At 65.7% G+C, this 18,658-nt stretch carries 17 protein-coding genes; 7 read left to right on the top strand and 10 right to left on the bottom strand.

What is annotated here, in order from left to right:
- Window positions 1-91: 91 nt before the first annotated feature.
- From cysN to MJ956_RS15630, 7 genes are all read right to left on the bottom strand, one after another.
- The gene (cysN, locus tag MJ956_RS15600; RefSeq protein ID WP_253965363.1) at window positions 92-1,795 is read right to left on the bottom strand and encodes a sulfate adenylyltransferase subunit CysN; all 1,704 of its coding nucleotides are present in this window, start codon (window positions 1,793-1,795) and stop codon (window positions 92-94) included.
- A gap of 1 nt (window position 1,796) precedes the next feature.
- A complete protein-coding gene (gene cysD / locus MJ956_RS15605) occupies window positions 1,797-2,699 on the bottom strand; it encodes a sulfate adenylyltransferase subunit CysD (RefSeq protein WP_253965364.1) in 903 nt (300 codons plus the stop codon).
- On the bottom strand, window positions 2,696-3,484 hold the full coding sequence (locus tag MJ956_RS15610) for a phosphoadenylyl-sulfate reductase (protein ID WP_253965365.1): 789 nt from the start codon (window positions 3,482-3,484) through the stop codon (window positions 2,696-2,698). Before MJ956_RS15610 ends, cysD begins: the two co-directional genes overlap by 4 nt.
- 4 nt (window positions 3,485-3,488) lie before the next feature.
- Entirely contained in the window at window positions 3,489-3,995 is a 507-nt protein-coding gene (locus tag MJ956_RS15615; RefSeq protein WP_253965366.1) for a DUF934 domain-containing protein, read from the bottom strand.
- Window positions 3,992-5,683: a nitrite/sulfite reductase gene (locus MJ956_RS15620; protein ID WP_253965367.1), complete on the bottom strand. Its 1,692-nt coding sequence runs from the start codon at window positions 5,681-5,683 to the stop codon at window positions 3,992-3,994. Before MJ956_RS15620 ends, MJ956_RS15615 begins: the two co-directional genes overlap by 4 nt.
- A 65-nt stretch (window positions 5,684-5,748) precedes the next feature.
- Window positions 5,749-6,099, bottom strand: coding sequence for a DUF2849 domain-containing protein (locus MJ956_RS15625; RefSeq protein WP_253965368.1), 351 nt, complete (start codon window positions 6,097-6,099; stop codon window positions 5,749-5,751).
- 195 nt (window positions 6,100-6,294) lie between these two features.
- Window positions 6,295-7,545: a ubiquinone biosynthesis hydroxylase gene (locus MJ956_RS15630; protein ID WP_253965369.1), complete on the bottom strand. Its 1,251-nt coding sequence runs from the start codon at window positions 7,543-7,545 to the stop codon at window positions 6,295-6,297.
- Between the two features lie 140 nt (window positions 7,546-7,685).
- On the opposite strand from MJ956_RS15630, the gene tesB reads away from it, so the two are divergent.
- The 3 genes from tesB (at window position 7,686) to MJ956_RS15645 (ending at window position 10,536) form a co-directional block, all read left to right on the top strand.
- A complete protein-coding gene (gene tesB / locus MJ956_RS15635) occupies window positions 7,686-8,558 on the top strand; it encodes an acyl-CoA thioesterase II (protein WP_253965370.1) in 873 nt (290 codons plus the stop codon).
- Window positions 8,559-8,799: 241 nt separating this feature from the next.
- The gene (locus MJ956_RS15640; protein ID WP_253965371.1) at window positions 8,800-9,138 is read left to right on the top strand and encodes a P-II family nitrogen regulator; all 339 of its coding nucleotides are present in this window, start codon (window positions 8,800-8,802) and stop codon (window positions 9,136-9,138) included.
- A 15-nt stretch (window positions 9,139-9,153) separates the two neighbouring features.
- A complete protein-coding gene (locus MJ956_RS15645) occupies window positions 9,154-10,536 on the top strand; it encodes an ammonium transporter (RefSeq protein WP_253965372.1) in 1,383 nt (460 codons plus the stop codon).
- A 926-nt stretch (window positions 10,537-11,462) separates the two neighbouring features.
- Here the strand turns inward: MJ956_RS15645 and MJ956_RS15650 are convergent.
- Complete coding sequence (locus MJ956_RS15650; protein ID WP_253965373.1) at window positions 11,463-11,738, bottom strand: GNAT family N-acetyltransferase; 276 nt, start codon at window positions 11,736-11,738, stop codon at window positions 11,463-11,465.
- Between the two features lie 201 nt (window positions 11,739-11,939).
- Between MJ956_RS15650 and MJ956_RS15655 the strand changes: the two genes are divergently transcribed.
- The 3 genes from MJ956_RS15655 to MJ956_RS15665 all read left to right on the top strand — a co-directional run bounded on the left by MJ956_RS15655 (window position 11,940) and on the right by MJ956_RS15665 (window position 16,513).
- Window positions 11,940-14,756: a DNA translocase FtsK gene (locus MJ956_RS15655; protein WP_253965374.1), complete on the top strand. Its 2,817-nt coding sequence runs from the start codon at window positions 11,940-11,942 to the stop codon at window positions 14,754-14,756.
- Window positions 14,757-14,913: 157 nt separating this feature from the next.
- Window positions 14,914-15,570: an outer-membrane lipoprotein carrier protein LolA gene (locus MJ956_RS15660; protein ID WP_253965375.1), complete on the top strand. Its 657-nt coding sequence runs from the start codon at window positions 14,914-14,916 to the stop codon at window positions 15,568-15,570.
- 139 nt (window positions 15,571-15,709) lie between these two features.
- The gene (locus MJ956_RS15665) at window positions 15,710-16,513 is read left to right on the top strand and encodes an exodeoxyribonuclease III (protein ID WP_253965376.1); all 804 of its coding nucleotides are present in this window, start codon (window positions 15,710-15,712) and stop codon (window positions 16,511-16,513) included.
- Window positions 16,514-16,564: 51 nt separating this feature from the next.
- Here the strand turns inward: MJ956_RS15665 and MJ956_RS15670 are convergent, their stop codons facing one another.
- Window positions 16,565-17,020 carry a cyclic nucleotide-binding domain-containing protein gene (locus tag MJ956_RS15670; protein WP_253965377.1) on the bottom strand — a complete coding sequence of 152 codons (456 nt, stop codon included), beginning with the start codon at window positions 17,018-17,020 and terminating at the stop codon, window positions 16,565-16,567.
- 232 nt (window positions 17,021-17,252) lie between these two features.
- A complete protein-coding gene (locus tag MJ956_RS15675) occupies window positions 17,253-17,936 on the bottom strand; it encodes a response regulator transcription factor (RefSeq protein WP_253965378.1) in 684 nt (227 codons plus the stop codon).
- Window positions 17,937-18,061: 125 nt separating this feature from the next.
- Here MJ956_RS15675 and MJ956_RS15680 point away from each other — a divergent pair, with 125 nt between their 5' ends.
- Window positions 18,062-18,595, top strand: a complete 534-nt coding sequence (locus MJ956_RS15680; protein ID WP_253965379.1) for a L,D-transpeptidase family protein — start codon at window positions 18,062-18,064, stop codon at window positions 18,593-18,595.
- Window positions 18,596-18,658: the final 63 nt, after the last annotated feature.

Below are 18,658 nucleotides of genomic sequence, written 5' to 3' on the forward strand. Positions count from 1 at the left end.
GATACATCACCGGCAGCCAAGTGGCGCGGCAGTTCCTCCCGGCGATCGCCATGCAAGCCCACGCGCTGCATGCGGCCCCCAAACGGCAGCCTCAAATGCCCGCGCCGTCTCTGACCGTTGCGGGCATGCCCTCGGGAGTGTGTCGGGTTTGATGCGCGCCGAAGGCAACCCGCAGCAATGGCCGCAGGGCAACGTCCAGGAACGCCAGAACCATCGCCAGCCCCGGATGAAGCCCGAACAGAAACCCGACAAAGCCGAAAAGCACGGCCGCCGCCATACGGTACCGCAAGATCGAGGCGCGGCGATCGGGATCCGCTGCCTCGCCGAGCCAGAGCGCCTTGAGTTCATTCAGCGTCGAGCCCGGCTCCGCCGAGGATCGCAACGGCTCATCGTCGTTGACCGTCCGCACGACGCCGAGAGCCAACGTCTCGTTGGTCAGCGGGTCGATCAGGATGAACGCGCCGAATTCGCGGCTTTCCTCGTAGGACGCCGCGACGATGGGCCGGTCGAAGCCGAGCGTCACCCGGCCGATCTCGTTCATCAAAAGGACGTTCGCGGGTTTCGGCGCGAAGGAATGGATGTCGACCGCGGCGTCGAGACCGCGTACGCTCGCCGGCGTCGAGGCGGTGCCGAGTTTGGCGACGAGGCGTCCGCCGGGCACCAGCGGCCGGTCGACCATCCACAGAATCTCGGCGGCGACGGATTTCACCGCCGCCAGCATATCGTCCGGCCTTGCCAGCACGTCGCCGCGCGAGACGTCGACTTCGTCGGCAAGCGTCAACGTCACCGCCTCGCCGGCGGCGGCCGACAGCACCTCGCCGTCGCGATCCCAGACAGCCTTCACGCGGGTTTCGCGCCGCCCCGGCAGGACGACGACCGGGTCGCCGGCCGCGATGCTGCCGCTGGCGATGGTGCCGGCAAAGCCCCGGAAATCGAGATCGGGTCGGTTGACCCATTGCACCGGCATCCGGAACGGCGCCGATCCGGCGTCGAAGGTCTCCGGCGTGACGGATTCCAGCCGCTCAAGCAGCGTCTCGCCCCGGTACCACGGCATGTTGGGCGAGCGCGCGGCGATGTTGTCGCCGTTCTTCGCCGACACGGGAACGAAGGAGACGTCGGTGAAGCCGAGCGCCGGCAGGATCGCCTCATAGTCGCGCTTGATCCCCTCGTACCGGTCCTCGGCGAAATCGACGAGATCCATCTTGTTGATGGCGATGACGACGCTCTTGATGCCGACCAGCGAGGTGATGAAGGAGTGCCGCCGCGTCTGCGGCAGGATGCCCTTGCGCGCGTCGACGAGGATCACCGCGAGTTCGGCCTGGCTGGCGCCGGTCGCCATGTTGCGCGTGTATTGCTCGTGGCCCGGCGTGTCGGCGATGATGAAGGCGCGGTGGCCGGTTGAGAAGTAGCGATAGGCGACATCGATGGTGATGCCCTGTTCGCGCTCGGCCGACAGCCCGTCGACCAGCAGCGCGAAATCGAGATCCTCGCCGGTCGTGCCGAATTTCTTCGAATCGCGCTTCAATGCGTCGAGCTGGTCGTCGAAGACGGCATTGGTCTCGTAGAGCAGCCGGCCGATCAGCGTCGACTTGCCGTCGTCGACGGAGCCGCAGGTGATGAAGCGCAGGAGCGAGGCGGCCGGCGCGACATGCGGCCGTGGTGCCGCAAGATCGGCTTCCAACGTCCGTTCCGACGCGGCCATGGGCTTTTCCCCGGCAATGATTGTGGGTTTGGCGAATGATGTTTCGGCGTCCGCTTCCTCGGCGGGGCGACGCTCTCGCAGGGCGCTGGTCATGTCAGAAATAGCCTTCCTGCTTCTTCTCTTCCATCGAGGCGCCGGAATCCTGGTCGATCACCCGGCCCTGGCGCTCCGAGGTGCGCGATCCGCGCATTTCGGCGATGATGTCGGCGAGCGTTGCAGCCTCCGACTCCACCGCGCCGGTCAGAGGGTAGCAGCCGAGCGTGCGGAAGCGGACCATCATGGTCTCGATCGTCTCGCCGGGCTGCAGCGCCATCCGGTCGTCGTCGCGCATGATCAGCGCCCCGTCCCGTCTGACGATGGGCCGGGGGGCGGCGAAATACAGCGGCACGACGGGGATGTCTTCCAGCGCGATGTAATCCCACACGTCCTGCTCGGTCCAGTTGGACAGCGGGAAGACGCGGAAGCTCTCGCCTTTCTTCTTGCGGGTGTTGAACAGCCGCCAGGGCTCCGGCCGCTGGTTCTTCGCATCCCAGCGATGCTCGGCCGAACGCAGCGAGAAGACGCGTTCCTTGGCCCGCGACTTTTCCTCGTCGCGGCGGGCCCCGCCGAAGGCGGCGTCGAATTTGTACTTGTCGAGCGCCTGCTTCAGGGCTTCCGTCTTCATCACGTCGGTGTGGACGCGGCTGCCCGACGAGAACGGGTTGATGCCGGCGCGCACGCCCTCGTGGTTGATATGGACGATGAGATCGAGGCCGAGTTCCCTGGCGCGGCGATCGCGGAACTCGATCATCTCCCGGAACTTCCAGGTCGTGTCGACATGCAAGAGCGGAAACGGTGGCTTGCCGGGCGCGAAGGCCTTCATGGCAAGATGCAGCATCACGGCCGAGTCCTTGCCGATGGAATACAGCATCACCGGATTTTCCGCCGTCGCCGCGACCTCGCGCAGAATGAAGATGGACTCGGCCTCGAGACGCTGGAGATGGGTCATGGGCTTCATTGCGGCAGTCTCTCGAAGGCTGCGCCCGCTCTGGCGGGACGGTTGGTGACGTCGCGGGCAGGGCGGTCGGCCCCGTCGACATGCAGGCCGCATTCGCGCTTGGTCTCTTCCTCCCACCACCAGCGGCCGGCCCGTTCCGGCTCGCCGGGGCGGGTCGCGCGGGTGCAGGGCGCGCAGCCGATGGACAGGAAATTCTTCGCGTGCAACGCGTTGACCGGGACGCCGTGCTCGGCGGTGAACGCGACGATGGCGTCGCGGCTCCAGTCGAAGATCGGGTTGGCCTTGATCAGACCACGGGCGCCGTCGAACGAGACGAAATCCATGTCCGAGCGGTTGGCCGACTGATCGCGGCGAAGGCCGGTGACCCAGCCGCCCGCGCCGGCAATCGCGCGTGCCAGCGGCTCGACCTTTCTGACGCCGCAGCAGTTCCTGCGAAACTCCGGCGCGTAGTAGAATCCGTCGATGCCCTGGTCGTTCACCAGCGCCTCGAGTGCGTCCGCTTGCGGGTACAGCGCCTTGATGCGGCGGCCGTATTTTTCCTCGGTTTCGCGCCAGAGCGTATAGGTTTCGGGAAACAGCCGGCCGGTATCGAGCGTCTTCACCTGGATCGGCAGATCATTGGCAAAGATCAGATGAGTGATCATCTGGTCCTCGATGCCGAGGCTGGTCGTGAACACCACAGGCCCGCCGGCGCGCTCGACCAGGGACCGCAGACGCTCAAGCGGGGTCAGCGCGGCGAAGCCGATATTCAGCTCGGCCGCGAGATGTCTGCGCTCATCGCTCATGGCGTCAGGCCCTCCGGGCGGCAAGCCGCTTCTGGAGGATGCTGCGCTCCCCGCCATAGCCGGTCTGGTAGTGCTGGGTGACGATGTCCTTGGCCGCCATCCATTGCTGGACTGGCTGCCGGTTCGCCATCGTTTCGGGCAGCTCGATCTCGTCGAAGCCGCAGGCCAGCGCCTCGGCGAACTGGTCGGCGATCAGCGGTCCCGACGCGCGCAGGGTGCCCTTAAAGCCGGCCCGGCGCAGCCGCTTGGCCAGCGACAGGCCACGGCCATCGGAAAACGCCGGGAACTCGACGGAGACGAGGTCCGCCGCGTCGAGATGCGGGGCGATCTCCTCGATCGTCGCATTGTTGGGCACCGAGAGACCGAAGCGAAGCTCCGGCAAGACGGCGCGTACGGCGTCGGCTACGACCAGCGGCATGATCACCGGGCCGTCGGTTTTCGTGGCGGCCTCGGCGGTGTCAACGCGATTGTAGGCGTCCGGCTTCGCGCCGGCAGCGGCGATCAGTGTCATGCCGCGTCCTTTCGAAGGCTTTCACGGCTGGCGACATACGCGGTGAAGCCCGCCTTGAACGGCTCCAACCCGACCCGGCGCACCGTCTCGATGAATTCCTCGCCGTCTTGCCGCTCGCCGAGATAGGTTTCGACGATCGATTCGATCGCGCCCGGCACGTCCTCGGCGTCGATGCCCGGGCCAAGCCGTTCGCCCAGCGCGGCGTTCTCGGTGGCGTCGCCGCCGACGGTGATCTGGTAATTTTCCTTGCCGGCCTTTTCGAGCCCGAGAATGCCGATCGCGCCGACATGGTGGTGGCCGCAGGCGTTGATGCAGCCAGAGATCTTGATCGGCAGCGGGCCGATCTCGCGCTGGCGCGCCTCGTCCGCGAAGGTCCTGGCGATATCCTGCGCGATCGGGATCGATTTCGCGGTGGCGAGGGCACAGTAATCGAGGCCGGGGCAGGCGATGATGTCGGTCACCAGCCCGGCATTGGCCGTATGCAGCCGTTCCGCCTTCAGCGCCGCGTAGACGGCCGGAACGTCGTCTTTCCTGACATGCGGCAGCACCAGGTTCTGGCCGTGGGTGACGCGCAACTCGCCGAAGGAATAGCGTTCGGCGATATCGGCAAAGGCGCGCATCTGATCGGCGCTCATATCGCCGGGCACCTCGCCGATCGCCTTGAGCGAAACGGTCAGGGCGATATAGCCGGGCTGGCGATGGGCAAAGCCGTTTTGCGCGACGAAGCGGTCGAGGCCGGGATCGCTTGCCCGCGCTGCCGCCAGAGCCGGGGAATCCTCCGGCAGGCCTTCGTAGGCCGGCGGCGCGAAATAGGCCGCGATCCGCGCCACCTCCTCCTCGGGCGCGTTGATGGTGGGCCCGTCGAGCTTGGCGTATTCCGCCTCGACGCGGCGGCGGAATTCCTCCTCGCCGGTCTCGTGGACGAGGATCTTCACGCGCGCCTTGAACTTGTTGTCGCGGCGGCCTTCCAAATTGTAGACGCGCATCACCGCTTCCAGATAGGCGAGCAGTTCGTCTTTGGGCAGGAACTCGCGGATCAGCTTGCCGATCATCGGCGTGCGGCCGAGGCCACCACCGACCACGACCTCGTAGCCGATCTCCCCGGTCTCGGGATGCCGCTTGATCTTCAGGCCGATGTCATGCGCCTTGATCGCCGCGCGATCGTGCTCGGCGCCGGTGACGGCGATCTTGAACTTCCTCGGCAGCCAGCCGAATTCGGGATGCAGGCTCGACCACTGGCGGATGAGTTCGCCGGTCGGGCGGGGATCTTCCACTTCGTCGGCGGCGACGCCGGCGAACTGGTCGGCGGTCACGTTGCGGATGCAGTTGCCGGAGGTCTGGATGCAGTGCATCTCGACGTCGGCGAGCAGATCCAGGATCTCCGGCACGTCCTTCAGCTTCGGCCAGTGGAACTGCAGATTCTGGCGGGTGGTGAAGTGGCCGTAGCCCTTGTCGTAGGTATCGGCGATATGGGCGAGCTGGCGCAACTGGCGGGAATTCAGCGTGCCGTAGGGCACGGCGATGCGCAGCATGTAGGCGTGGAGCTGCAGGTAGAGACCGTTCTTCAAACGCAGCGGCTTGAATTCGTCCTCGGAGAGCGAGCCGTTGAGGCGTCGTTCCACCTGGCTGCGGAACTGGGCGACCCGCTCGCGCACGAAACGCACGTCGAATTCGTCGTAGCGATACATAAACGTATCCTTCAAAGTTGATGCCCGGCGCCGGGCCCGCGGACCTGTCGCCTCTCGCAAAGCCTTCAGGCGGGCGTGCGGTAGTCGGCCTGTTTGCCCATGTCCGGGTGAATGGACGGACCCTTCTGGCGCATCGCGTCGCGGAAATGACGGGCGACTGGAAGGCCTGTGCCTTTGAGATCGACCGGCACGAGATAAGGATCGACCACGACATTCGCCGCGAAGGCCGCTTTGCCTTCGGCGTCCATCGCCTCGGCGGTTTCGGCGTCGAAGGCGACGCGGGCCTTCGACGGGTCGAGGGTCCAGCCCTTATCGGCCAGGAAGACCACATCGCCGTCGAGAAGGTGGTTCGCCATCAGGATCGCGGGGAGCTTGTCGCCCCGGACCTTCGATCCGGCGCGGTGGTCCTTCGCCATTGTCATCTCCCTTGTCGCTGGTCCACGCGGGCCATTCGGCCGGGCCAGTGTTCGGTCGATGATAGATAGGCCGAATCGCGCCGGTCAGCGGCGGCGTCGATTGCCTTGTCGCGGTGCGAGAAGAAAGAATTTCCTGTCCCGCACGGGCTCCGCGACAGGATCGTTCCAGAGGGGCGTCGATTCCGCTAGCGAAGGCTAGATCGGCTCGCCCTGCAAGAGGCGCGGCGACGGCCCGCGGGTCAGACCGGCAGCCTGGCCGATAAAGTAGTCCTTCAGCGGTGGCGCGCGATCGACCAGTGCGAGCCCGAAGCTGCGGGCCGCCCGCAAGAACGGGTTGTCGTTGGAAAACAGGCGGTTCAGGACATCGGTGGTGATGCCCATCTGGACTGTGTCGAAGCGCCGCCAGCGCTGATAGGTCTCCAGCACGTCGAGCGCGCCGATATCGAGGCCGAGGCGGTCGGCCTCGACGATCGTCTCCGCCAGCGCCGCGGCATCCTTGAAGCCGAGATTGAGGCCCTGGCCGGCGATCGGGTGGATGCCGTGGGCGGCATCGCCGGCGAGCGCGATGCGCGGCTTGACGAAATCGCGCGCCAGCGTGAGTCCCAATGGAAAGGCGCGACGGCCACCCTCCACGGTCAGCGCGCCAAGCTTGTGGCCGAAGCGCTGTTCGAGTTCGTGCTCGAACAGCATCTCGTCGGCATTGATCAGGCGCTCGGCCTCGCGGGTCGGCTCGGTCCAGACCAGCGAGGACCGGTTACCCTTGAGCGGCAGGATAGCGAAGGGGCCCGAGGGGAGGAAATGCTCCTCCGCCCGGCCCTCGTGCGGGCGCTCGTGGGCGACGGTCGTCACGATGCCGGACTGGCCGTAATCCCAGTGGACGGTGTGAATGCCGGCCATGTCGCGGATCGTCGAGCGGACGCCGTCGCAGGCGATCAGCAACCGCGCGTCGATGGTCGTGCCGCCGGTGAGCGCCACGCGGATCGTCGCCATTTGCCGGTCGATGCCCGAGACCGCCTTTCCCTGCCGGATGTCGATGCCGAGGGTTTTCGCGCGCTCGCGCAGGGCGCCGTTGAGGGCGGTGTTCGGCAGCATGTGCGCGAACGGCTCGCCGGACTTGGCCTCGCCGCCAAAGGTGAGAAACACCGGACGGACGGGGTCGGAGGTGCGTGAATCGGTGACGATCATCTCAGTGATCGGCTGCGCCTCGTCCTTGACCTTTTCCCAGATGCCGAGCCGCTCCAGCATTCGCACGGCGGCGGCCGCAACGGCGGAGGCGCGGCCGTCCTTCTTCCAGACGCCCTCGGGCGCGGCGTCGACCAGGACGATCTTGAGATGCGGCGCGGCGTCGGCGATCGCCACCGCCGTCGTCAGGCCGACATAGCCGGCTCCGGCGATGACGATATCGACATGCTCGGCGGCTGTCGTCGCGGCACTGGTGTCGGACATCGAAGTCTCCTTGCTCGCGCCCCTCGCGTGGGGCGCTCGGTACGGATCGCGAAAACCGGTTGACCACGCCCGGTATATTGGTGCAACGCCGCGAAAGGCGAAGGGGTGCGTGGCTCCCCGCGACTGGGGAGTAGATTAGGATGACCGAGGCCGTTGAAAAGCTCCTCCATATCCTCGATCTCGAACGCATCGAGGAAAATCTGTTTCGCGGCATCAGCCCGGATCAGAGCTGGCAGCGTGTGTTCGGCGGTCAGGTGATCGCCCAGGCGCTGGTCGCTACCCAGCGCACCGTGCCCGCCGACCGCCACTGCCATTCGCTGCATTCCTATTTCATGCGGCCGGGCGACCCCGCCGCGCCGATCATCTACGACGTCGACCGGATTCGCGATGGCGGCTCCTTCACCACCCGGCGCGTCGTCGCGATCCAGCACGGTCACGCGATCTTCTCCCTCTCGGCCTCCTTCCAGAAGGACGAGGACGGGCACGATCATCAGGTGTCGATGCCCGACGTGCCGGGCCCGGACGACCTGCCGCATGGCGACGGCCTCAAGGAGACGATCTTGAAGCGGGCGCCCGAGCCGGTCCGCCGCTACTGGCTGCGGCCGCGGCCGATCGAATTCCGTCCGGTCTCCTTCGATCATTATCTGACCCGCGACAAGCTGGAGCCGGTGCAACAGGTCTGGGTACGCTGTGCCAGTCCGATCGGCGACGACCGTGACCTGAACGCCGCCGTCCTCGCCTATCTCTCCGACATGACCCTGCTCGACACCTCGCTGTTCGCGCATGGGCTGTCGGTGTTCGACGAGCGTATCCAGGCGGCCAGCCTCGACCATGCCATGTGGTTTCACCGGCCGGTGAAGGTCTCGGACTGGATGCTCTATTCGCAGGATAGCCCGTCCTCGGCGGGCGCGCGAGGTCTCACCCGCGGCTCGCTGTTCGCGCGCGACGGCACGCTGGTCGCTTCGGTGGCACAGGAAGGGCTGATCCGTCCTCGGCGCGCGGCTTCTGCCTAAAATTCAGTCAAGTCCGCCTCTTATGGCGCACATTTAGGCCCCGCCCATCCTCGGGGATCGCCGAGCCTCGTCGGCAACCCCTGCGGTTTCGCACCGCAAAATATGACCGAACGGCGGCGCGACGTCCGTTTGGCACGATCCTTGATTCCTGAAGGTCAGTCATCGCCGCGGGCATGCAGCCCGGGCGAGTGATGGCTCAACACGGCGGCGCTCCCGCGGCTGCCCAAGGTTCGAGGTGAACATGAAAATCGTGATGGCGATCATCAAGCCATTCAAGCTCGACGAAGTGCGCGAGGCGTTGACCGGCATTGGCATTCAGGGCCTCACCGTCTCCGAGGTCAAGGGCTATGGCCGCCAGAAAGGCCATACCGAAATCTATCGCGGCACCGAATACGCGGTGAGCTTCCTGCCCAAGCTGAAGATCGAGATCGCCGTGGCGCTCGACATGGTCGAGCCGGCGGTCGAGGCGATCCAGACCGCCGCCAAGACCGGCCAGATCGGCGACGGCAAAATCTTCGTCTTCGGCATCGATCAGGCCGTCCGCATCCGGACGGGCGAAGTCGACGCGAACGCACTCTAAGGGGATCGACCACCGATGAATATCAAGCAACTCCTATTTGCCGGCTCCCTGATGGCCGGGTTCGCCGCGACGGCGGCCTTCGCCCAGGACGCCGCCGCGCCGGCCGTCGAGGCGGCGGTCGGGGTCACCGAGGCCGTGGCTCCGACGGTCGACAAGGGCGATGTCGCCTGGATGATGACCGCGACGCTGCTGGTCCTGTTCATGACCATGCCCGGTCTCGCCCTGTTTTACGGCGGTCTGGTGCGGGCCAAGAACATGCTGTCGGTGCTCATGCAGTGCACCGTCATCACCGGCATCGCCATCATCGTCTGGGTGGTGTGGGGTTATTCCTTCGCCTTCGGCGGCGGCACCAGCCCGTATTGGGGCGGCCTCGGCAAGCTGTTCCTCGCGGGCGTGACCGTCGATTCGACGGCCGCGACCTTCACCGACGGCGTGGCCTTGCCCGAATATCTGTTCATCGCCTTCCAGATGACCTTCGCGGTGATCACTCCGGCGCTGATCGTCGGCGCCTTCGCCGAGCGCATCAAGTTCTCGGCGGTGGTGCTGTTCACGGTGCTGTGGCTGACCTTCGCCTACTTCCCGATTGCGCACATGGTCTGGGACGGCGCCGGCCTGATCTTCAACGGGACCCTCTCTGGCGGCGTCGGCGCGCTCGACTTCGCCGGCGGCACCGTCGTGCATATCAACGCCGGTATCGCCGCGCTGGTCGGGTCCCTCTTCGTCGGCAAGCGCACCGGTCTCGGCAAGGACATGATGGCCCCGCATTCGATGACGCTGACCATGGTCGGCGCCGCGATCCTGTGGGTCGGCTGGTTCGGCTTCAACGCCGGTTCCAATCTGGAATCGACCGCGGGCGCGGTGCTGGCCATGATCAACACCTTTACCGCGACGGCGGGCGCGCTGGTCACCTGGTGCATCATCGAGACCATGATGCGCGGTAAGGCCTCGATGCTCGGCGGCGCTTCCGGCATCGTTGCCGGTCTCGTCGCCGTCACGCCGGCCTGCGGCACGATCGGGCCGGTCGGCGCGATCGTCCTCGGCGGACTCGCCAGCGCCGGCTGCTACTTCTTCGTCTCGGTGGTGAAGAACAAGTTCCAGTACGACGACAGCCTCGATGTCTTCGGCATCCACGGCATCGGCGGCATCATCGGCGCCGTCGGCACGGGCATCTTCACCGCCTCGTCGCTGGGCGGCGTCGGCCTCGCCGAGGGCGTCTCGATGGGCGCCCAGGTCTGGGCCCAGATCGTCGGCGTGCTGATCACGCTGGTCTGGGGCGGCGTGATCTCGGCGATCCTCTTCAAGATCGTCGATCTCATCGTCGGTCTGCGTCCGACGCTTGAACAGGAGCGCGAAGGCCTCGATCTCGCCTATCATGGCGAGGCGGCCTACCACTCCTGAGCGGTCGGCCAGGGCCGATACAGCCGGAAAAAGGGGTGGGCGAGCGATCGCCCGCCCCTTTTCGATTTGGCGGTGGCGCATATGGGTAAGAGACATAGCTGAGCGCCCGCACCGCTCTCGCGGCCGGCGGATGCATTCTTCGATGGTGGCTCCTCCTCCTTCCGCCGCGCCTGCCTTCTTCGATTCTCTGTCCCCTCCTTAAGCTTCGCCTTACGGCTCGCTGAGGGGTCAGCATTTTTTTCCCACCCTTAAGCCTCGCCTTGCGGCTCGCTGGTGGGCCGATTCTCTGTCCCGTCCTTAAGTTTCGCGGCTTCGCCGCTCACTGACGGGCCCCTGTTGCCGTCTCGTCTCGGACGAGACGAGCGGCGGGACGCCGGAGGCGAACCCTCCGACTGTTTTAAGTCAATACGGTCCGCCTCCGGCATCCCGCGCGGCGTTTGACCAACCCTTCGACACGCTAACCCCGCCTCTTCATGGGTTCGTGTGCGCTGCCGGCTCTTCACGCCCCTGGCGGGGGCGTTCAAGCGGACCGATCCGCAGACCCCTCATTAGTGGGGGACGGTCCGGCGGAGCAAAGGGTCGTCCGGGCCGGGCCTTCTCCGGAAGAAGCCCCGTCGCGGACACCGCACCGCCAGGGATTTCTCCCCCTTGGCCCAACGAACGATCCCGGTGATCATTCGCGCCCGTTCCGTGGGCCGGCGGTGAGGGCATTGTGCGGGAGGGGCGTGGGGGTGGGGAGAAAATTTTTCGAGGGGGCGGCTTCTTCAGAAGCTGCGCCGGCCCCCAATCCCCTGCAGAAACATGAGGCACCGGCATCCAAACCGCGTCGACAGCCACACAATGTCGCGGCGAATCCGGGGGTGACTTTGAAATCCCCGGCGGTCCCTGGATCCACGAGGTTCATCGCCGCCGCGGCTGAATGCCCATCATTCCTTCAGAACATCGCGATATTCCGGCTTGCGCTCGAATGCGGACCGGACGAATGGGCATTGCGGAATCACCTTCAACTTCTCCGACCGGGCCCAGTCCACCCCGGCGGCGACCAGCTTCCCCGCGATCCCCTGGCCGCGATACTGATCCGGAACGAGGGTATGATCGAAGATGACGGTGGTCTCGCCCACCCGGACATAGGTCATCTCGCTGTCGCCTTTGGCAGTGGTGAACCGGCCTTTCGATCCGTTGTCCTCGCGTTGGATATCCATCGTCGCTCCCTTTCCGTGTGAACCGTAAGACTGGCGGACGATCCTTCCGCGGCAAGAGCGAACCCGATCGGACGGCGAGATGCCCAGGATCGTAAGGTGGTCTTAAGCTTAAACGGCTCTTAACCTCGGCTGCTTAGTCTGGCCGCAAGCAGCGGGCCGGCTCGAAGGCACGATCCGCGTTGGACGAACAGGCAGGGTCAGATGGCAACCACGGCGTCAGGCGGCAGCGAAACGTCATTCCTCCGGCGGCAAGGCGAAATCGGCGTCGGCGCCGTGATGATCGCGATCGCGGGTTATCTCGGCGTCGCCTTCGCGACGTGGAGTGTGAGCGACCCCTCGCTCAGCCAGTCGAATCAGAACATGGTCGAGAACTGGGCGGGTCCCTCCGGCGCCATCGTCGCCGACCTCGCCATGCAGGTGTTCGGCCTGGGCGCCGCGCTGCTCGTGATGCTGCCGGCGATCTGGGGCCTGATCTTGCTGTCCGGCCATGCGATCGACCATATCTGGCGCCGCGCCTGGTATGCGGTTGCCGGGACCGTGCTGGCCGCCGCCGCGCTCGGCTGTCTGCCGGCGCCCTCGGGCTGGCCGCTTCCGATCGGCCTCGGCGGCGTTGCCGGCGATCTCGTACTGAAATTTCCGGCACTGGCGACCGGCGCCTATCCGCAAGGGCTGCTCGCAATCGTGCTCGCACTGATGATCGCCGCGCCGGCGGCCTGGCTCTTCCTCAATGGCGCCGGATTGATCGATCGCCCCCGCCCGATACCGGCCGCGGGCCGCCGCAGGGCCCCGGTGGTCGAGACGGACGACGAGGATGAGAGCGAGGGCCGCATGGCGCTGTTCTTCGGAGCACTGGCCCATACCGCCTATTCGGCAAAATCCGCCATTGGTCGAGGTCTCGCCGCCCGCCGCGAGGCACGGGCATCGAAGGAATTCGGCGACGGTTTCGCCAACTGGTCGGACGAGGAGGATTTACCTCACCACCCGGCGCAAGACCGCGGCGCCCGGCGCTCGATCCGCGTATCCGAACCCGAGCACATGGAAAACTACTACGGGGCGGATGCGGATGAAGAACGCGCCGAGTTTGACGCCAGCTCAACGATGCCTTGGGACGAAACGGAGGAAAGCGAGGCGCGCGATTTCGTCAGCGGCGACTTCGCCGATGACGATGCCATGATCGTCGGTCCGGGCGATCGGGTGTCGCCCAACGCGGCGCCGATCCCCGACGAGGGAGGCGGCTGGCGGGGGCTCCTGTCCGGCAACATCGTCGCCTTTCCCGGCCGCAGACCCGCCAGGCAGGAAGAGGCACGGAACGACGCTGCTCACGGTCAGACGCGGCAAGACCGATCCGGCGGCGCGACGTCACCGCGCCTGCCGGCCGATCCTGGCGTGCGGGTCGTCCCGCAGGCAACGGTTACCGCCGAGCAGCAGCGGCTTCGCAGTGGTTCCGGGCGCGCCGTCGCGCTGAAGCCGGCGACGACGGTGGCCGATCCCGTCCGCTTCGAATTGCCCTCGGTCGATTTCCTGACGCCGCCGAAGCCGCGCAGCCGCGACTCGACCCTGTCGCCGGAAGCGCTGCAGGAGAACGCGCGCCTGCTCGAGGGCGTGCTGGAGGACTTCGGCGTCAAGGGCGAGATCATCGAGGTGCGTCCCGGCCCGGTGGTGACGCTTTACGAATTGGAGCCGGCGCCGGGCATCAAGTCCTCGCGCGTCATCGGGCTCGCCGACGACATCGCCCGCTCGATGAGCGCCATCGCCGCGCGCGTCGCCGTCATTCCCGGCAAGAACGCCATCGGCATCGAACTGCCGAACCAGCGCCGCGAGACCGTCTATTTCCGCGAGATGATCGGCTCGGAGACCTTCACCCAGAACAAGAGCAAGCTGGCCCTTGCCCTCGGCAAGACCATCGGCGGGGAGCCGGTGATCGCCGACCACGCCAAGATGCCGCATCTTCTCGTCGCCGGCACCACCGGCTCCGGTAAGTCGGTGTCGATCAACACGATGATCCTGTCGTTGCTCTACCGGCTGACGCCGCAGGAATGCCGGATGATCATGATCGATCCGAAGATGCTGGAGCTGTCGGTCTATGACGGCATTCCGCACCTGCTTGCCCCGGTGGTGACCGACCCGAAAAAGGCGGTCGTCGCGCTGAAATGGACGGTCCGCGAGATGGAGGACCGCTACCGCAAGATGTCGAAGGTGGGCGTCAGGAACATCGACGGCTTCAACGCCCGCGTGAAAAGCGCGCTGGAGAAGAACGAGACGATCTCGCGCACGGTGCAGACCGGCTTCGACCGCGAGACCGGCGAGCCGATCTTCGAGACCGAGGAATTCGATCTCGAGCCGCTGCCCTACATCGTCGTGATCATCGACGAGATGGCCGACCTGATGATGGTCGCCGGCAAGGACATCGAAGGTACCGTCCAGCGTCTCGCGCAGATGGCCCGCGCCGCCGGCATCCATGTGGTGATGGCGACGCAGCGTCCGTCCGTCGACGTCATCACCGGGACGATCAAGGCGAATTTCCCGACCCGTATCTCCTTCCAGGTGACATCGAAGATCGACAGCCGCACCATCCTGCAGGAGCAGGGCGCCGAGCAGCTGCTGGGCATGGGCGACATGCTGTTCATGGCCGGCGGCGGCCGTATCCAGCGTGTCCACGGCCCGTTCGTCGACGACAGCGAGGTCGAGCAGATCGTCGCGCATCTCAAGAGCCAGGGCGTGCCCGACTATCTCGACTCGATTCTCGAGGACGAGGACGAGGATGGCGATGGCGGCTCGTCCGGGAGCGGCGGCGGCGGCGGGGAGGTCGACGAGGGCGCCGACCTCTACGATCAGGCGGTGGCGATCGTGCTGCGCGACGGCAAGGCCTCGACCTCCTATGTCCAGCGGCGCCTGTCGATCGGCTACAACCGTGCCGCCTCGATCATCGAGCGGATGGAGCGGGAAGGCATCGTCGGTGCCGCCAACCACGCCGGCAAGCGCGAAATTTTGGTGCCGACGGAAGATGACCGGATGTAGCCGATGACGAAATGGTTAGGTTTTCGCCATTGCCGCGCCCCATTGCGAGGGGAATGATGCGAACCGACATGATGGGGCGAGACGAAATCCGCGTCGCGCCCTATCTGCGTCGCTGAGACGAAGGGCAGACTTCGCAATAAGGGAAGCCTCCACCACCATGGCGAACAACGATACACTCAACCGATCCTTCCGCTCCGTGCTCGTTCGCGGCGCGGCATCGGCCCTGATCGCGGCCGCGGTCCTTGCGCCGCTCACGACGGGCCCGGCGGCGGCCCAGTCGAGCGCCGCGGCACAAAAGATCGCCGACCATTTCTCAGGCGTTCCGTCGATGCACGGGACCTTCATGCAGTTCGACCCGAACGGCCGTCAGACCGAGGGAAAATTCTATATCGAGCGGCCCGGCAAGGTGCGCTTCGACTATTCGGGGACGCCGCTCCGGGTGATTTCCGATGGCTCCAACGTCGCGGTCAACAACAAGAAGCTGAACACCTGGGACGTCTATCCCCTGTCGAAGACGCCGCTGAAGCTGTTGCTGAACCGGCGGATCGACCTTTCGGCGGCGAACATTCAAAGTGTCAAGGAAGAGCCCGATCTCACCACCATTGTCATGGGCGACAAGTCGGTGTTCGGCAATTCGCGCATCACCATGATGTTCGACCCGAAATCCAACGAGCTCAAGCAGTGGACCATCCGCGACCAGCAGGGCAAGGACACCACGGTGATGATCTACAACGTCAAGAATGGCGGCGATATTCAGGATTCGGCGTTCACGATTCCCTATACGGCGATTTCGCAGGGCCAGACCGGCAACTGACGCCGCCGTTTTCCTTCATTGATCGTCGCGGGCCGCCTTCCGAGGCGGCCCTTTTGTTTGCAGGCTGTCCCGCATGAGGGTTGCCGGTGGCGGGCCGCCCCCATATGCACGTGCCGTCCCCGCAGCCGGAAACCAAGCCATGTCCTTCAAGATCGCCACGTGGAACATCAACTCCGTGCGGCTGCGCATGCCGCTGGTGGAGCGCTTCTTGAAGCAGACCGCGCCGGACGTCCTGTGCCTGCAGGAGACCAAATGTCCGAACGACCAGTTTCCCGCAAAGGCCTTCCGAACGCTCGGCTACGAGCACATCGCGATCCATGGTCAGAAGGGTTATCACGGCGTCGCGACCGTCTCGAGACAGCCGTTTGACGACATCGTCCGGCAGGATTTCTGCGCCATCGGCGACGCGCGCCACCTGTCGACGCGGCTCAGGGTCGGGGAGCGCCGGGTACGGGTGCATAATCTCTACGTCCCGGCCGGCGGCGACGAGCCGGACCCGGCGATCAATCCGAAATTCCGCCACAAGCTCGATTTCATCGAGGAGATGCGGCTGATCGGCGCCGAGGCCGAGCCGGGCGTCTCGTCATTGCTTGTCGGCGATCTCAACATCGCGCCGTTCGAGACCGACGTGTGGTCCCATAAGCAGTTGTTGAAGGTGGTGTCGCACACGCCGATCGAATGCGAGGGGCTGCTGAGAGCGCGGGACGACGGCAACTGGGTCGACCTGATGCGCCATCACATTCCCATGGAAGAGACGGTGTTCACCTGGTGGAGCTACCGCGCCAAGGACTGGGCGGCGTCGAACCGCGGTCGTCGGCTCGACCATGTCTGGGGGTCGCCCGATCTCGCGCCGGCGCTTTCGGCCATCGATGTGCTCAGCGAGGCGCGAGGCTGGGAGCGCCCGTCGGACCACGTGCCGGTGACCGCGACCTTCACGTTCTGACGATCGATCCGCCATGGGGCGGCGGCGGCCGTCCGGCGTAGCCGGCGACCTTCATCCGGAGAACCGGTCCTCGAGCGCCAGGATCTGCCGGGTCATTTCGGCGAACTGAAGCTTTAGCCTTTCGTGCAGTCCGGCGGCGTATTCGGGATATTCCTCCAGCATACGGCGGAACATCGGCCGGGTGATCCGGAGCAGTTCGCAACTGGTCTCCGCCTTGGCGCTGGCGGGCCGGGTGGTCTCGGTGATCAATGCGAGTTCGCCGAGCAGCGTCCCCGGTCCAAAGGATCCGACGGCCTTCTGCCTGTCCCGGCCTTGGCTGACGAGCACGACCGTGCCGGAGGCGATGACGAAGCCGGCATCCGCCTGCGCATCCTGGCGAAAGACGATTTCCCCGGCGGAAAGGCGCCGGCGCTCGGCGCCGAAGGCGAGGAGACGCAACTGGTCGCTCGCCAAGCCTTCGAACAGCGGCACGTTTCTGAGGATCGCGATGTCGCTTTCGAGGCTCATCTCGTCGAAGTACCGTTTCCCTAAGCTGCGTCGCGGCCGCGACGGCCTTGATCCAGCGTCCGATGCGCGGTCCGGTCAGTCGCGATCTCTCGTCTGTTCCCGCGCCACCGTTAACGGAGCCTTTCAATGAAGGGTAGAGAGAAAGCGAACCGAATCCGCCAACCATCGCGCGAGGCAATGCCCCCGGCCCGGCACAAGACGGGTGAGGGCATTGCGGGACCGCGCTGAAGCGTCAGGGAACCAGCTTGTAGCCGCCGGACTCCGTGACCAGTATCCGCGCGTTCGACGGATCGGGCTCGATCTTCTGGCGTAGTCGATAGACGTGGGTTTCGAGCGTATGGGTCGTAACGCCCGAATTGTAGCCCCAGACCTCTTCCAGCAGGATATCGCGGGTGATGACCCGGCGGTCGGCGCGTAGGAGATAGCGGATGATCGCGGTCTCTTTCTCGGTCAGGCGGATCTTGCCGCCGTTCTCGTCGAGCAGCAATTTCTGGCTCGGCTTGAAGACGTAGGGGCCGACCTGGAAGGTGGCGTCTTCGCTCTGCTCGTGCTGGCGCAATTGCGCGCGGATGCGGGCGAGCAGCACGGCGAAGCGGAAGGGCTTGATGACATAGTCGTTGGCGCCGGCCTCAAGGCCGAGGATCGTGTCGGAATCGGTGTCCTGGCCGGTCAGGATGATGATCGGTGCCTTGAAGCCGCCCTTGCGCAGAACCTTGACGGCCTCGCGTCCGTCCATGTCGGGCAGGCCGACATCCATGACCACGAGATCGATCAGTCCGGCTCTGGCCGTATTGATGCCCTTCGTCGCCGTCGGCTCTTGCAGGACGGCGAACTCCTCGTGCAGTGAAAGCTGCTCGGCGAGGGTCTGGCGAAGGTCGTCGTCGTCGTCGACAATGAGAATGCTGCGTGCGGTCATGCGATCCAGCCGTTCGATTCTTGCCTGGGGAAGGACCGGAAGAAATCGCGACCCAAGCCTGGCACCCTGTAACAATTCGTGACCACAAATGGGCCGATTTCAAGAAAAGTCAGGAAAAAAGGCGAATGAAAGCCAAAAGCCGGACGATTGTCGTCCGCCGGGCGCCGGGGTCGGCAACGCGCGGGGTCCTGTCAGCCGGGGCTTTGCGCGTCCCGTGCGCGATCGGGCGGACCGGCACGACGATCTTCAAGCGTGAGGGTGACGGGGCAACCCCGGTGGCGTCGATGCGTCTCATGTCCGCCTGGCACCGCTCCGGGCGAATGGTCCGGCCCAGGGCGCGCTTGCCGATTCGCCGTGTGCGGCCCGGCGTCGATCTGTGGTGCGACGCACCGGCCCATCCCGCCTACAACCGCCATGTCCGCGCGCCGTTTTCCGCCAGCGCCGAAAGCCTCGCGAGGGCCGATCGTCTTTATGATTTCGTCGTGGTTCTCGACTGGAACATAACCGCCCGCGCCCGCCATCGCGGCAGCGCGATCTTTCTCCACATCGCCAGGGACGGCTACCCGCCGACCGAAGGCTGCGTCGCGGTGGCGCCCAGGGACATGCTGCGGCTCGCGCCGCTGCTGGCGCCGGGGACGCGATTGATCGTTCAGCGTTGAGTGGACGACGTCAGTCGCCGCGCCACCGCCAAACGGTGGTTCGCTTGACCTCTGCGTCTTCCA

The sequence above is a fragment of the Aurantimonas marianensis genome (genome assembly GCF_024195285.1).
In the GTDB taxonomy this organism is placed as follows: Bacteria; Pseudomonadota; Alphaproteobacteria; order Rhizobiales; family Rhizobiaceae; genus Aurantimonas; species Aurantimonas marianensis.

What these genes read in the sequence shown, in the direction of transcription:
- cysN (WP_253965363.1), bottom strand. Translation starts at nt 1,795, where the DNA reads ATGACCAGCGCCCTGCGAGAGCGTCGCCCCGCCGAGGAAGCGGACGCC.
- cysD (WP_253965364.1), bottom strand. Translation starts at nt 2,699, where the DNA reads ATGAAGCCCATGACCCATCTCCAGCGTCTCGAGGCCGAGTCCATCTTC.
- MJ956_RS15610 (WP_253965365.1), bottom strand. Translation starts at nt 3,484, where the DNA reads ATGAGCGATGAGCGCAGACATCTCGCGGCCGAGCTGAATATCGGCTTC.
- MJ956_RS15615 (WP_253965366.1), bottom strand. Translation starts at nt 3,995, where the DNA reads ATGACACTGATCGCCGCTGCCGGCGCGAAGCCGGACGCCTACAATCGC.
- MJ956_RS15620 (WP_253965367.1), bottom strand. Translation starts at nt 5,683, where the DNA reads ATGTATCGCTACGACGAATTCGACGTGCGTTTCGTGCGCGAGCGGGTC.
- MJ956_RS15625 (WP_253965368.1), bottom strand. Translation starts at nt 6,099, where the DNA reads ATGGCGAAGGACCACCGCGCCGGATCGAAGGTCCGGGGCGACAAGCTC.
- MJ956_RS15630 (WP_253965369.1), bottom strand. Translation starts at nt 7,545, where the DNA reads ATGTCCGACACCAGTGCCGCGACGACAGCCGCCGAGCATGTCGATATC.
- tesB (WP_253965370.1), top strand. Translation starts at nt 7,686, where the DNA reads ATGACCGAGGCCGTTGAAAAGCTCCTCCATATCCTCGATCTCGAACGC.
- MJ956_RS15640 (WP_253965371.1), top strand. Translation starts at nt 8,800, where the DNA reads ATGAAAATCGTGATGGCGATCATCAAGCCATTCAAGCTCGACGAAGTG.
- MJ956_RS15645 (WP_253965372.1), top strand. Translation starts at nt 9,154, where the DNA reads ATGAATATCAAGCAACTCCTATTTGCCGGCTCCCTGATGGCCGGGTTC.
- MJ956_RS15650 (WP_253965373.1), bottom strand. Translation starts at nt 11,738, where the DNA reads ATGGATATCCAACGCGAGGACAACGGATCGAAAGGCCGGTTCACCACT.
- MJ956_RS15655 (WP_253965374.1), top strand. Translation starts at nt 11,940, where the DNA reads ATGGCAACCACGGCGTCAGGCGGCAGCGAAACGTCATTCCTCCGGCGG.
- MJ956_RS15660 (WP_253965375.1), top strand. Translation starts at nt 14,914, where the DNA reads ATGGCGAACAACGATACACTCAACCGATCCTTCCGCTCCGTGCTCGTT.
- MJ956_RS15665 (WP_253965376.1), top strand. Translation starts at nt 15,710, where the DNA reads ATGTCCTTCAAGATCGCCACGTGGAACATCAACTCCGTGCGGCTGCGC.
- MJ956_RS15670 (WP_253965377.1), bottom strand. Translation starts at nt 17,020, where the DNA reads ATGAGCCTCGAAAGCGACATCGCGATCCTCAGAAACGTGCCGCTGTTC.
- MJ956_RS15675 (WP_253965378.1), bottom strand. Translation starts at nt 17,936, where the DNA reads ATGACCGCACGCAGCATTCTCATTGTCGACGACGACGACGACCTTCGC.
- MJ956_RS15680 (WP_253965379.1), top strand. Translation starts at nt 18,062, where the DNA reads ATGAAAGCCAAAAGCCGGACGATTGTCGTCCGCCGGGCGCCGGGGTCG.